At 59.4% G+C, this 13,818-nt stretch carries 12 protein-coding genes; 7 read left to right on the top strand and 5 right to left on the bottom strand.

The annotated features are described in order from the left end of the window. Nucleotides 1-51 precede the first annotated feature (51 nt). The 3 genes from LOH53_RS08215 to LOH53_RS08205 all read left to right on the top strand — a co-directional run bounded on the left by LOH53_RS08215 (nt 52) and on the right by LOH53_RS08205 (nt 4,406). The gene (locus tag LOH53_RS08215; protein WP_230067250.1) at nt 52-1,524 is read left to right on the top strand and encodes an RNB domain-containing ribonuclease; all 1,473 of its coding nucleotides are present in this window, start codon (nt 52-54) and stop codon (nt 1,522-1,524) included. 316 nt (nt 1,525-1,840) lie between these two features. Then, entirely contained in the window at nt 1,841-3,523 is a 1,683-nt protein-coding gene (locus LOH53_RS08210) for a DEAD/DEAH box helicase (RefSeq protein ID WP_230067249.1), read from the top strand. A gap of 13 nt (nt 3,524-3,536) precedes the next feature. Next, the gene (locus LOH53_RS08205; RefSeq protein WP_230067248.1) at nt 3,537-4,406 is read left to right on the top strand and encodes a DNA-methyltransferase; all 870 of its coding nucleotides are present in this window, start codon (nt 3,537-3,539) and stop codon (nt 4,404-4,406) included. A gap of 21 nt (nt 4,407-4,427) precedes the next feature. Here the strand turns inward: LOH53_RS08205 and LOH53_RS08200 are convergent, their stop codons facing one another. From LOH53_RS08200 to LOH53_RS08190, 3 genes are all read right to left on the bottom strand, one after another. Then, a complete protein-coding gene (locus LOH53_RS08200; RefSeq protein ID WP_230067247.1) occupies nt 4,428-4,559 on the bottom strand; it encodes a putative transporter small subunit in 132 nt (43 codons plus the stop codon). Nucleotides 4,560-4,567: 8 nt separating this feature from the next. Continuing rightward, nucleotides 4,568-6,262, bottom strand: a complete 1,695-nt coding sequence (locus tag LOH53_RS08195) for a sodium:solute symporter family protein (RefSeq protein ID WP_230067246.1) — start codon at nt 6,260-6,262, stop codon at nt 4,568-4,570. Nucleotides 6,263-6,630: 368 nt separating this feature from the next. Continuing rightward, nucleotides 6,631-7,494, bottom strand: a complete 864-nt coding sequence (locus LOH53_RS08190) for a PHP domain-containing protein (protein WP_230067245.1) — start codon at nt 7,492-7,494, stop codon at nt 6,631-6,633. An 89-nt stretch (nt 7,495-7,583) separates the two neighbouring features. Here LOH53_RS08190 and LOH53_RS08185 point away from each other — a divergent pair, with 89 nt between their 5' ends. Beyond that, a complete protein-coding gene (locus tag LOH53_RS08185) occupies nt 7,584-9,152 on the top strand; it encodes an aminopeptidase P family protein (RefSeq protein ID WP_230067244.1) in 1,569 nt (522 codons plus the stop codon). Between the two features lie 99 nt (nt 9,153-9,251). Here LOH53_RS08185 and LOH53_RS08180 read toward each other — a convergent pair whose 3' ends face one another. Continuing rightward, nucleotides 9,252-10,079: a general stress protein gene (locus tag LOH53_RS08180; protein WP_230067243.1), complete on the bottom strand. Its 828-nt coding sequence runs from the start codon at nt 10,077-10,079 to the stop codon at nt 9,252-9,254. 152 nt (nt 10,080-10,231) lie between these two features. Here LOH53_RS08180 and LOH53_RS08175 point away from each other — a divergent pair, with 152 nt between their 5' ends. The 3 genes from LOH53_RS08175 to LOH53_RS08165 are packed head-to-tail and all read left to right on the top strand — an operon-like array spanning nt 10,232 to nt 13,268. After that, nucleotides 10,232-11,533: a magnesium transporter MgtE N-terminal domain-containing protein gene (locus LOH53_RS08175; protein WP_230067242.1), complete on the top strand. Its 1,302-nt coding sequence runs from the start codon at nt 10,232-10,234 to the stop codon at nt 11,531-11,533. 37 nt (nt 11,534-11,570) lie between these two features. Further along, nucleotides 11,571-12,128, top strand: a complete 558-nt coding sequence (locus LOH53_RS08170) for a DUF1003 domain-containing protein (RefSeq protein WP_230067313.1) — start codon at nt 11,571-11,573, stop codon at nt 12,126-12,128. A gap of 12 nt (nt 12,129-12,140) precedes the next feature. Further along, nucleotides 12,141-13,268 (top strand): Mrp/NBP35 family ATP-binding protein, encoded by a 1,128-nt coding sequence (locus LOH53_RS08165; protein ID WP_230067241.1) that lies wholly within the window; start codon nt 12,141-12,143, stop codon nt 13,266-13,268. 103 nt (nt 13,269-13,371) lie between these two features. On the opposite strand, the gene LOH53_RS08160 is transcribed toward LOH53_RS08165, so the two are convergent. After that, complete coding sequence (locus LOH53_RS08160) at nt 13,372-13,791, bottom strand: twin-arginine translocase TatA/TatE family subunit (protein ID WP_230067240.1); 420 nt, start codon at nt 13,789-13,791, stop codon at nt 13,372-13,374. Nucleotides 13,792-13,818 lie beyond the last annotated feature (27 nt).

Genomic DNA, 13,818 nt, shown 5'->3' with positions numbered 1-13,818 from the left:
TGCGTGCGGCGCCTACATGGCGTCGGGCCACGAATCGTTTACGCTGAAACCGTGCCGTACTCTCATATTGGTATCAAGCAAAGCGTCGCCCAACACAACCTTGCCCGCGCCCTGAAGGCCCTTTCCACGGAGTTTAAGCTCCCGGACGGCTTTGACGAAGACGTCCTGGCCGAGGTCACACATGTCATCGCAGACCACGATCTTCCGGCGCTGGACCTGACGGAGTTACCGTTCATTACGATTGACCCTCCTGGCTCGCTCGACCTTGACCAGGCCATGTTTCTAGAGCGCGACGGCGATGGCTACGTAGTCCATTACGCTATTGCCGATGTCCCCTCTTTCGTGCCCGCTGGTGGTCCGCTGGACACCGAGACCAGGCGCCGAGGCCAGACCATCTACACACCCGGCAACCGCATCCCGTTGCATCCAATCCCACTAAGTGAAGGAGCGGCAAGCCTCTTTGCCAACGATCCCCGATCGGCGTTCGTCTGGGAAATCAGACTTGCTCCGGACGGCTCCTCGGTCCACGCCATGGTTCGCCGCGCCACCGTCAAAAGCATTGCCAAGCTTGATTACGATCAAGCCCAAGAGATGTATGACGCTAAGAGTGCCCCTCAGTCCTTCGCCGAGACATTGACCCTCTTAGCTGAGATCGGAAGCAAGCGCGTTGCCTTGGAGCGCGCCCGGGGAGGGGCGAGCTTGAATGTGCCCCAGCAGGAAGTAGAGTTCGTCGACGGACGCTATGAGCTAAAGTTTCGGCCCGGGCTACCCATTGAGGATTGGAACGCCCAGATCTCTCTGCTGACTGGAATGGCAGCGGCGCAGGTGATGCTGGCGGGAAAGGTGGGCATCCTGCGCACCATGCCTGCCCCGGATGCCGACGCCATTGCCGCCTACCGCCGACAAACACAGCTGTTGGGAACACCGTGGGAGGAAGGCCTGGAATATGGGGCGTACCTGCGCACCTTGGACATCAGTGAGCCGCGGCAGCTGGCCCTGATGCACGCGGCAACTACCTTATTCAGGGGTGCCAGTTACACGCCGTTCAATGGGAGCGTCCCAGAGCAGGTCCGCCAGGCCGCCGTCGCGGCGCCCTACGCGCATGCCACCGCGCCCCTGCGCCGGCTCGTGGACAGATTTGTCTTGGCTATCTGCGCCGCGCTGTGTTCCGGAGATGAGGCCCCACCGTGGGCGGTGGCCGCCCTCGAAGAACTCCCAGAGATCATGGACGCCTCCAACCAACTCGCCAACAAGGTGGATCGTGCCGCCGTTGACACCGTCGAAGCGGCACTGCTCAGTCACAGGATAGGTGCCGAGTTTGACGCCGTCGTCCTCGCCGGGCCCAAGAAAAATGGCCACACCACCAAGTCTGCGCCCGCGCGTAGCTCAATCCTGATTTTCGAACCCGCAGTGACCGGGTACTGCGAGGGTGACCTTGAACCGGGCACCGTGGTCCGCGTGAAACTCGTCAAGGCTGACATCACCACGCGAACCATAGCGTTTGTGCCCGCGGGCGCGAGTTGACGATCTCCTGTGCGACACTGCGCGATATTGACAAGGCCGAGCGGAATCGGCAGTGGACCGGCTAGACTAAAACCGTAGACATGGATGCCCGGTCGTTGAAAATTGTTTTTTGTTCAACAAGCCCGCCCCTACGCGAGTCTTTTTACGCTCTTACGCAGTCCCGTTTATCCGGCAGCGAGAGGGCATGTATTTGTAAGCCCGCGATCGGCTTCCCTCATTAGTGCTGTCCGTCCAGGTTCCGTTTGGCCCCGCAGAGGGCGTCGGCGTTGAGCCCACGAAATACAGCACCTGTATAGACGAATTGAACGGTAAGCATTTGAGTATTGAAACAGACACACTCCTGCAGGCTGAGGACGGCAAAGAGAACGTTGAGATAGACGGAACTCTTAGCAGCAATGAGCCTCCGCGCCAGGAAGAAAAAGCCACGTTTGCCAGCTACGGTGTTCACGCTGACATTGTGTCCTCGCTCAACGAAGCGGGCATCACACATCCTTTCCCCATCCAGTCGATGACATTGCCTATCGCACTGGCTGGTCATGACATCATCGGTCAGGCCAAGACCGGAACAGGTAAGACCTTGGGCTTTGGCATACCGGCCCTGCAACGCGTTGTGGGCCCGAAGGATTCAGGGTACGACAAACTCCCTGTTCCGGGTGCTCCGCAGGCCCTGGTGATTGTTCCGACCCGCGAACTCGCGGTCCAGGTGGCCGGTGACCTAACCACGGCTTCCAAGCACCGCGGGGTCCGGATTGCCACCATTTATGGCGGACGCGCGTATGAGCCTCAGATTCAGTCACTCCAGCAAGGCGTGGAAGTTGTAGTTGGCACGCCCGGTCGGTTGATCGACATGCTGCGCCAGCACCACCTCGTCCTCAAGAACGTCAAGATTGTGATCTTGGATGAGGCGGATGAAATGTTGGATCTGGGCTTCTTGCCTGACGTCGAGACGCTGATTGCCGGTACACCCGCAGTGCGTCAGACAATGCTCTTTTCCGCCACAATGCCCGGCCCCGTCGTTGCCATGGCCCGGCGTTATATGACTCAACCCACGCATATTCGGGCTGCTGACCCGGACGACGAGGGCCTGACGAAGCGCGATATCCGCCAGCTGATCTACCGCGCTCACAACCTAGACAAGATCGAGGTCCTGGCTCGTATTTTGCAGGCCAATGGACGCGGACGCAGCATTGTATTCACGAAGACCAAACGCACCGCAGCCAAGGTTTCCGAGGAACTCGTCGACCGTGGCTTCGCAGCTGCAGCCATTCACGGCGATCTGGGCCAGGGCGCCCGTGAGCAGGCACTGCGCGCGTTCCGCAACAACAAAGTTGACGTTTTAGTCGCCACCGATGTGGCCGCTCGCGGCATTGACGTGGACGATGTCACCCATGTGGTCAATTACCAGTGTGTGGAAGACGAAAAAATCTACCTGCACAGGGTGGGTCGTACAGGCCGCGCCGGACACAAGGGCACGGCCGTAACGTTTGTGGACTGGGACGACATGCCCCGGTGGGCGCTCATCAACAAGGCTCTTGGCCTGAGCGTTCCCGAGCCCATCGAGACGTACTCATCCTCCCCGCACTTGTACACTGACTTGGACATTCCAGAGGGAACTAAGGGTCGCTTGCCCCGCAATCAGCGCACTCATGCCGGCATTGGCGCAGAAGTCCTGGAAGATCTGGGTGAGACGGGCAAACGGAACGCCCCCAAGTCCGGTGGGCGAGACGACGGACACGACGCCGGCCGGGGTCCCAACCGGGGCGGCAACCGCTCTGGTGCCCGCCATGGTGAGCGCCACACCGGTGAGAAGCACGACGGCGGCCGCAACCGACGCCGTTCTTCTGCTGATGAGCCAACGCCCGAGTCCAAAGCGCCGAGCGCCGCTGCTGCTCCCACTACCGCCGGTGAGAGTGCTGCACCGAGGGCACGCCGCAGCCGTACACGCACTCGCCGCCGCAACGGCGATGTAGTGGGTCAGCCGGAAGCCGCCGGAGAGTAGCGTCAACTCTCCCATGACGAAAACGCCCTGGCAGCCGGACGGGAGCGGGCCAAACTTGGTGGTCCATGCTGATAACGCAGAATTTTTGCCCTCGCTCCCGGACGGCGCCTTCACCATGATCTACGTGGACCCGCCGTTTAATACCGGCCGGGTACAGAGTCGTCAGCAAACCACCATGGTGCACAATGCCGACGGTGCGGGCGATCGCGTGGGTTTTAGTGGACGCAGCTACGACACCATTCGTGGCACTCTGCACAGCTACGACGACGCTTTTAGTGATTATTGGTCATTCTTGGAGCCACGGCTGCAAGAAGCGTGGCGGCTTCTGGCGGAGGACGGCACCTTATATCTACACCTTGATTATCGAGAGGTGCACTATGCCAAGGTGATGCTGGATGTGATCTTTGGCCGGGAATGTTTTTTGAACGAGATCATCTGGGCCTATGACTATGGTGCGCGGGCTAAGCACCGCTGGCCCACCAAGCACGACAACATCTTGGTGTACGTCAAGAACCCGAAGAAGTACCACTTCGATAGCGCCGAAGTGGACAGGGAGCCCTATATGGCTCCGGGGTTGGTCACACCAGAAAAACGTGAGCTGGGTAAGCTGCCCACGGATGTCTGGTGGCACACCATTGTCTCACCCACAGGCAAGGAAAAGACCGGCTACCCAACCCAAAAGCCCGAGGGCTTGCTGCGCCGGGCCGTGGCCGCATCTTCCCGTGAGGGCGACTGGGTGCTGGACTTCTTCGCTGGCTCCGGCACGCTCGGAGCCGTGGCGGCAAAACTGGGCCGGCGCTTTGTGTGCGTGGACCAGAACCCACAGGCCATCGGCGTCATGACGGCAAGACTGGGCCATGTGGCCACGGTGGTGGAGCTCTAAACAAAAGCTCCACCACTTCCACTAGATGAGACTTCTTCCCTCACGCCGGGCTTGGAGTATCTCCTTGATAAAGGCACGCCCAAGGACCCACAGAACGCCGAGGACGACTACCGGCCACACGAGCACATACAGTGTCAGAAATATTTCATTCATGGTTGCTCCTACGCTTGCTTTTTCGTGGTGAGTTCTTCGATTTGTCCATCCGCCGTGTCAGACCTGGTGTCAAAGTCGCCAATTGTGCGTGCGATGCTCGCAAAGTCAAAAGTCGCCTTATTTCGGAAGCACATGAAGTAGCAAACTAGCGTGCTGACGGCATAGGCTACCAATGATCCAGACAGTACCGCGTAATTGTGGAGGAAGCCGATCGAGAACGGGGCTGCAGCCACAATCGCGACGGCGGCCACGATTTTTGCCACTTTGAGCCCGAAGAAGCCAAATGCCATCAAGCCCAGCACCACCCCTATACCAATGACCGAGAGCACATCCACCATTATGCCGACGGTCCCGTCGAAGCGAAGCCACGCGAAACGGACGGGGAGGAACACTACCAAGGCTGCCAGCACGGAAATAGTGAACGCCCGGTTGGTGACCTTCTGCCAGTAGAAGCTGGCAATGACGGGGAACACCAATGCCCCCCACAGCGCACCAACAAATACCAGCAAGTCCAAAATATCCAACTGTTTGCTGGCAAAATAGAGTCCAATACCGGTGGCCAGTACCATGGTGATCCGCCCTATGAACAGCATGGTCTTCGGATTGGCTTCCCCCTTTTTGGCGATATTTTGACCGTAGACATCCGTCATCACAATCGAGGAAAGTGCAGACAGATCTGAGTCGGCTGTTGAGGACAGCGCGCCGATGATCATGATCAAAAAGATACCCAGCAGCACGGGGCTCAGGTAGGTGGCGGCCATCTGCGGGATGAGTTTATTCGTGTCTCCGTCCAGCGGAACGATCCCGGCGTAGAGGGCCATGACACCCATCATGCCGATACCGATGATGGTGGCACCGTAACCCACCGTTGCGGTGATAAATGTCTTCTTGATCAAGTCCTCACGTACAGCAAACAAGCGCTGGGCGATCGTCTGGTTGCCGATGGCGTATGCCAGCACCGCAGCGATGTACGGAGCCCCCTGGTTCAAGAACGCGTCCGAGGAGAAGAAATCGGATTGCTGCGGCGTCAGGTTCGCAGCCCCCGTGACGAACATGTCTGTCCCGCCAGCGGCGAAAAATACCACTGGAATGACGATAACCACAGCTCCCAGCATGGCAAATACCTGTGCAGCATCTGTCAGCACCGACGCCCGGAAGCCGGACCACAAGGAGTACAGCAGAATCCCGCCCCCGATAAAGAGGATGCCCTGATTGAAGCTGAAAGGAGAGAGCAGCGTGATCAACGCACCGCCGGCGATGAAGTTTGACGTAATGCTAATAATCGAGCCGACGATGTTAGACCCGGCAAGCATCAACTGGCTAGATTTTCCGTGCCGAGCATGCATGACCTCGGCCAAAGTGTGGGCCTTGGGTGCCACGGCTCGAATTCGCTTACCGAAAGGGTAGATGAACAAAATCATCAGCGCCCCCCACAATCCGTAGTGGATGGGCCCCGATATCCCGTACGTATATCCGGAGGTGGCTGAGGCATACATGGAAGACGCCCAGATCCAGGTTGCCGTCATGCTGCCAGCAGAAATACCAAAGCCGACGTTATTACCGGCCGTCATATACGAATCGGCGTTCTCATTCTTCTTACTGATGAACAGTGTCATCAAAAGCGTTCCACCGTAGAAGAGGACTAGAAGTCCAATGATGGTCCAGCCACCTAGTTGATAAAGTCCCGCACCGTCAGGCGCCATGAAGTTCCTCTCGCGCGGACGGAACCCACCGGTGTCCCGTCGAATGTGGCGCGCGCCGCCTCTTGAGACACTCTCGTGTTGGGCAAGCCGGTGCCGGGTTCCCTTGGCGCGCTTTCCCGCCCGGGGACGGCCACCCTCGTCTGCAGTTCCATCTGCACAAAGTGGCCCCGCGTGAATCGCGTATCTACGCGATTATTCACTACCGGAAATCTACGGCAGCCAAGGCGCCGGAAACGGAAAATTTGAGAGTTCGCGCAGGCGTAATTTGTTACCTTCGCGAACTGTACTTTCCTTCCCACTGTAACAGCGTCTACGCGAAGAAAAGCCCAAGCGTTTGATTTTTAGCTATATAGAGGACACAACCATTGCTACATTTGTAGCTGGTGGGGAAGATAAGCGCGCGCCCCCGTGGCCAGTGCCAGGATGCTCTCAAGCACCTCCGGCCGAGTAGTATTTTCACCCAACAAGTTCGGCTTTCCAGCGCCGTGATAGTCGGAGGATCCCGTCACTAACAGCCCATTTTTTGATGCCAAGTTCCGCAACCATGCGCGTCCCTCGGGAGGGTTGTCCCGGTGGTCCACCTCCACGCCCAGCAGCCCGGCGTCGATCATGTCATGGAACACTTGGGCATCTACCACTCTCCCCCGCGAGGATGCTACGGGATGAGCGAAGACGGGCACTCCGCCAGCCGCGCGAACCAGTTGCACGGCCAGTACAGGATCCGGAGCGTAGTGGCTCACAAAATAGCGGGAGTGGGAAGTGAGGATGGTAGCAAAGGCCTCATTGCGATCCGAGACTATGCCCGCTGCAACCAAGGCATCGGCTATGTGCGGGCGTCCCACGGTAGCTCCGGGGGCCACATGGGCGCTGACATCGTCCCAGCTCAGCGGATAGTCCTCGGCGAGGCGCAGAACCATACGCTCGGCACGGCTCTGCCGAGCTTCCTTCGCCTTAGTGATTTCCGCCAGCAAACCTTGATGCGTGGGGTCATGGAGATAGCAGAGCAGGTGCACGCTGATTCCGCGATCCGTCGTACAGGAAATTTCCATGCCGGGCACCAAGCCAACACCCAAGGCGCGGGCGGCGACGAGCGCTGCGGCCCAGCCTGCAGTGGAATCATGATCGGTCAGTGCCATCACGTCCACTCCAGCGGCGAGCGCTGCGGCCACAAGCTGCGCAGGGGGCTGCGTCCCGTCGGAAACATTTGAATGTGCGTGCAGATCGATCTTCACCCCATAAGCCTACGTTGCCCACCCAATTCACGCAGCGCTCCAACCTTCTCGCATTGTCCTAGCAGCACCCGCGGTGAGAGACTGGCAGGGTGAACCAGACAGAGAAATCTTCCGTGCACCCCGACCCCTCCGAGCAGCAGCCACTCGAGGAGCGTGTGAATAACCGTTCACACCGCCCCGACTCGGATGCTTTCCGCTCCTTTATGGCCTCCAATTGGGCCCCCGCTTCAACCCAACTTCCTCCCCGGGACGAGGTCGCCGATCATGCCGCGCGACGTCGTCGCACCATTTCCGAACAGTTCAAAGGCGAACGTCTCGTTATCCCGGCAGGTGCCTTGAAAGTCCGCTCCAATGACTGTGACTACCGCTTCCGTCCGCACTCCTCCTTTGCCCACCTGACGGGTCTTGGCGTTGACCACGAGCCCGACGCCGTGCTGGTCATGGAACCTGTAGGCGATGGTGCCGGGGACGACGGCGGCAATCACCACGCGTCCTTGTTTTTCCGTCCGCTGGCTGGCCGGGATACCAAACAGTTCTATGCTGACTCCCGCAGTGGCGAGTTTTGGATTGGCCCCAGGCCAACTCTGGCCGAGTTCAAAGAACAGCTCGGATTGGACACCGTAGACATTTCCGAACTTGAGGTAGCCATCACCAAAAACGTGGGCGAACCCTCCGTCGGCGGCATCTCGATCCGCCTGGTCCGCAAGGTCGATGAGAACATCGACGCTCTTGTCGACACCGCGCGCTACAACACGGCCGCAAACCCCGACGCCATTGATTTCGGCGCACTAGACTCCCTGGATGCCAAGCTGGCTGAGAGCCTCTCCGAGCTTCGACTGCTCAAGGATGATTGGGAAATCGAGCAGATGAAGGTGGCTGTGGCTGCCACGGCTGCAGGGTTCGAGGAGATCATCAAGTCCCTTCCCCGCGCTGTGGCCCACAAGCGTGGTGAGCGTGTTGTGGAGGGCGCATTCTTCGCACGGGCCCGCGAGGAAGGCAACGAGCTAGGCTACGACACCATTGCCGCGTCAGGGAACAATGCCACCATCTTGCACTGGACCCATAACACCGGAGCCGTCACCGCCGGGGAATTGCTTTTGGTCGACGCAGGAGTGGAGGCGGACTCACTCTACACCGCAGACATCACCCGTACGCTTCCGGTCTCCGGAAAGTACTCCCCCGTCCAGCGCAAGATCTACCAGGCTGTTCTGGATGCTGCCGACGCCGCTTTCGCTGTGGCCGTGCCGGGACGAAAGTTCCGCGATGTGCACAACGCCGCTATGGAGGTTCTTGCCGCCCGCCTTGAGGAGTGGGGTTTGCTTCCTGTGACAGCCGCCGTCGCACTTTCCCCTGAGGGCCAGCAACACCGTCGTTGGATGCCGCACGGTACCAGCCATCACCTGGGTCTGGACGTCCACGACTGTGCACAGGCCCGTGCCGAGCTGTATCTGGATGGCACCATCACCGAGGGCATGGTCTTCACGATTGAACCGGGCTTGTATTTCAAGAACGAGGACTTGGGCATCCCGGCCGAGTACCGTGGCAATGGCGTACGCATTGAGGACGACATCCTCATCACTGCCAATGGTCCGCTGAACTTGAGTGCGGCACTTCCGCGTGCTCCAGAGGACGTCGAGGCCTGGATGGCTCGTCTCTGACGGCTAAGACATTCCCTTATACACGACGACGGCGGGCCCAGTATGGGTCCCGCCGTCGTCGTGTATATCTTCGCTTTATGGGCGTCTAACCCTAAAAATCTAGTGGTGTTCGGGGGAATCTTTTGTGGGTTCCTCACCAGCTGGTTCGGCTGGCTTATCCATGCGGATGCCATATTGTGGCCGGCCATCTGGCAGGTCTGGGAACTGGCCGCGGCGTGGCCCGCTGAGCGGTGCCTGGCCCTCGCTCTCCACGGGTGAGCTTCCATCAGCCTGGCCGTTCTGGCCGCCCTGCTCTCCAGTTGGTGTCGGGGCACCGTAGGGATCGTGCCAGCCCTGCGGACGAGCTGGCGGTGTCCCTGCAGCAGGCGGCGCAGCCGGAGGACGGTAGCCCTGGCCCTGCCCCTGGAGGGGCTTGGAAGCCGTGGAATTCATCGGCAGTTGGGCGAGCAGGCGGCGTGCGTCCATCGCGACGTCGGGGGTAACAATGACGTCATAGCTTGAAGCAAGAACCTGGTTCGTCGACGTGAAGTCGCGCTTCCCGCGCTGGGCTGCGTAGCCAATGATGGCAAACAGCATCCAAAATGCAGCACCCATCAGTACCGCCGTGAACACGTTCAGATACGTCCCACCTCCGGATGCGTTGCCGTCAAAGAAGGAGAGCATGACGCCAATGAAGAGCCCAAACCACGCCCCAGTCATAGCGCCGCTAAGCGCTACCCGCGGGTAACTGAGTTTTCCGGTGACGCGCTCGACCATTTTCAGGTCGTTGCCCACAATGGACACGTGCTGGACCGGAAACTTTTCATCCGCTAAATAATCGACCGCCTTCTGGGCGTCCAGATAGGAGGTGTAAGAACCGATTGTCTCACCAGTGGGGACTATGCGGGCCTCATCCATTGGTCGGGTACGTCCAAAGAGGTTTGCCATGTCTTCCATTGTTCACCACAATCGCTCATCGTGGAGAGAGTATCGCTGGCAGTGAACTGATGGCATCCGCCCATGGGTGCAGGGGGGCTTGAAAACAAAAATACGGCGTCGTCAAATACCGGTTAGTTGGGGCAGGGAAGTAGCCTGTAGGAGTGAGTACTCAACCCACGCGCATCTTTGTAGCGCGCCTCCTCGGACTTGACGTGTTTGATCCCCTCGGTGACCGCCTGGGCAAACTGCGCGACGTCGTCGTGCTGGGCCGCGGCGAGCAGCGCACAGGAGCGGCGCGCACGCCTCCCCACGCCGTCGGCATCGTGGTCGAGGTCCCCGGAAAGAAGCGCGTTTTTGTGCCTATGACCCGGCTAACTTCCATGGACCAGTCTCAAATCATCTGCACGGGTTTGGTCAATCTGCGCCGTTTTGAACAACGCGGAGCCGAACAACTCGTCGTGGGTGGCATCTTTGATCGCAAGGTCACGCTCGTTGATGGCAGCGGGGACGCGGTCATCGAGGACATCGCTATTGACCAGCAGCGCAACGGCGATTGGTTGATCACCAAGCTATTTGTCCGCCGCGGCTCCAGCACCTCTCGTCTGCGCGGCTTGCGTCGCGGGCACACCCTGTTGATCGACTGGGCGGAAGCTCACCCCGATGACATCGCCGAACCTCAAGGAGCCTTGCATTTCGTGGCTGCCCATGAGGACCTCAAGCCCGCAGATTTTGCTGACGCCATGCAGGAAATGAGCGACAAACGCCGGATCGAGGTGGCTAGCGAACTTCAAGACGAACGACTTGCCGACGTCATGTCTGAGCTGCCGGAGGAGGACCAGGTCACGCTGCTCTCCGCCCTGGACAATGAGCGCGCCGCCGACGTCCTTGAAGAAATGGACCCGGACGACGCCGCAGACCTGCTCGCTGACTTACCCACTGCCAAAGCCGAGCAACTACTCCAGCTTATGGAACCGGAGGAAGCCAAGGACGTCCGGCGTCTGCTCCAATACGCAGAAGGTACTGCCGGTGCGCTCATGACTCCGGTTCCGGTAATCCTGCCCCCCGAGGCAACTGTGGCCGAGGCTCTGGCGCATGTGCGCAGTGAGGACCTCCCGCCAGCGCTTGCCTCAGCTATTTTCATTTGCCGCCCCCCTTTGGAAACACCCACAGGGCGTTTCTTGGGCGTCGTCCACATCCAGCAACTACTGCGCAGCGCGCCTCCTGAGCAGTTGGGCAAGCTGGTGGACAAAAACATGGAGCCAGTCTCTGACCAAGACGATATCTCCGTGGTCAGCCACACCATGGCTTCCTACAACCTCAACTCACTCCCGGTAGTCAACAAGGAGGGCCGCCTGGTAGGTGCCGTGACTGTCGATGACCTTCTGGACCATCTACTCCCCGATGACTGGCGCACACACGAAGATGGCGCTCCCTTCAGAAAATTAGGAGGCCGCATTGGCTGAACGGCACCATTCCAAAGGCGGCGGTCTGGATACGCCGATGGAGCTCAAGTCCCGGCTGCTGCCGAATCTGGGCAGCGATCCGGACCTGTTCGGCCGCTTCGCCGAGCGTTTTGCGCGGTACATGGGTACCGCGAACTTTTTGGTCTACATGACAATCTTTGTCCTGGTCTGGATTGCCATCAACGTGGTCGGGTTGTTTGGTCTGAAATGGGATCCCTATCCCTTCATTTTGCTCAACTTATTCTTCTCCACCCAGGCTTCCTACGCCGCCCCGTTGATCCTGTTGGCACAGAACCGTCAGGACGATCGCGATCGTGTTCAGATTGAGCAGGACCGCAGTCGCAATGAGCGAAACCTAGCCGACACCGAGTACCTAACGCGCGAAGTTGCCGCACTGCGCATCTCGCTGCGTGAGGTGGCAACGCGAGATTTTGTGCGCTCCGAACTGCGCGGCCTTCTCGAAGACCTGATTGCCTTGCAGGGCGAGGACGGGGATGCTCTCCAACCCACCGAACGTCGAGAAAGTCGCAGCAGTCGTTCCCCCGCAACGTCCGCTATGAAAATAGTTGCACCCAAACGCAGTACCAAACCCTAAGGCAAGCCACGCATGTCTTCTCCATCGAACACCGCTCTCCTAGCCGCCCTCGCCACTGTCATTGATCCGGAATTGCGCCGGCCCATCACCGAACTGGGAATGGTGGAGTCCGTGGAGGCGCTTGGGGACGGCGTGGTAGCTGCCATCATCCGTCTCACCATTGCTGGCTGCCCACTGCGCGGGACCATCACCTCGGATGTCACCGCAGCGCTGCAGAAGGTCGACGGCGTCACGGAGGTGAAGGTTGAGCTGACCGTGATGAGCGCTGACCAGCGGGCAGAACTCAAGGAACGCCTGAAGGGCAGCACGCCAGAGCGCGGCATCCCGTTTAATGCCGCGTCTTCCCTGACAAGGGTGTATGCGGTAGCCAGCGGTAAGGGCGGCGTGGGCAAGTCCTCGGTGACGGTGAACCTGGCCTGTGCCCTGGCGGCCAAAGGATTGCGTGTGGGTATTGTGGATGCCGATATTTACGGCTTTTCAGTCCCAGCCCTGATGGGTATAACTCAAGCACCCACGCGAGTGGATGAGATGATCCTGCCTCCCGTGGCACACGACGTAAAGGTCATCTCCATCGGCATGTTTGTCACCGGCAACCAACCCGTTGCCTGGCGCGGGCCCATGCTCCACCGGGCGCTTGAACAGTTCCTCACTGACGTCTACTTCGGTGATTTAGATGCCTTGTTCCTGGACCTGCCACCTGGCACGGGCGACGTCGCCATCTCAGTTGCCCAGTTGCTCCCCAAGGCCGAGATCCTGGTTGTGACAACCCCGCAAGTGGCTGCGGCTGATGTAGCGGAGAGGGCCGGTGCCATCGCTGTGCAGACGGGCCAGAAAGTTGCCGGCGTGATTGAAAATATGTCCTTTTTGACGCTACCGGACGGCACCACTATGGAGTTGTTTGGTTCCGGCGGAGGCGAGGTTCTAGCTAAAAGATTAAGCCAGACCGTCAATTCTTCCGTCCCGCTGCTCGGGGCGATTCCCTTGGATGTGGCGCTACGCGAGGGCGGAGACATCGGTGCGCCCATTGTCTTGGCTCATCCGAAATCCCCTGCCGCCGTAGCGTTATTGGCTATTGCCGATAAGCTCGCTGTTCGTCCCCGTGGCCTAGCTGGCCTACATTTGGGGATCGCTCCGCGTTAAGCGACGCTCGGTTACTTTCGGGGCACTTTTACCCAACGCTCCTGCAGCATGCTAACCGAGCGTTCACGAAAAGCCCCCCGGTTCTAACCGAGCGTTCCTGGGGTCAGGTGGCCTCAACGTCAAAAGGTGCACGCTGACCTTCAACGAGGCGTTCGATTGGCTGTTCCACTGGAGTCGGCACCGGCTCATTCGAGGTCTCACCCTTGCCCAGCATGCTCGCGATCGCCGCACTGGGCGCAGTCTTCAACGAATTCAGCGCGCTGACGTCATCGTCATCGAGAAGGGCCTCACGAATGATGCGCCGGGGATCGTACTGGCGCGGATCAAGTTTCTTCCAGTCGATGTCATCGAGGTCCAGCCCGGCTTCTTCTTTAATAGTTTCCCGCGCACCGGAAGCCATCCTGCGAACCTCTCGAATCAGGTTCTTTAGTTTCTCCACGTAACCGGGGAGTCGCTTAGGCCCGATCACCAAAACTGCCACGATGACAATGACGATCAGCTCGGGGGTATTGATACCAAACACGTTAGGAAGATTACCCTCTCAACCTTC

It is taken from the genome of Arthrobacter cryoconiti, from assembly GCF_020905375.1.
Taxonomy (GTDB): Bacteria; Actinomycetota; Actinomycetes; order Actinomycetales; family Micrococcaceae; genus Specibacter; species Specibacter cryoconiti.
The sequence above is the reverse complement of the archived record's forward strand: the minus strand, read 5'-3'. Positions and strand labels throughout refer to the sequence as shown.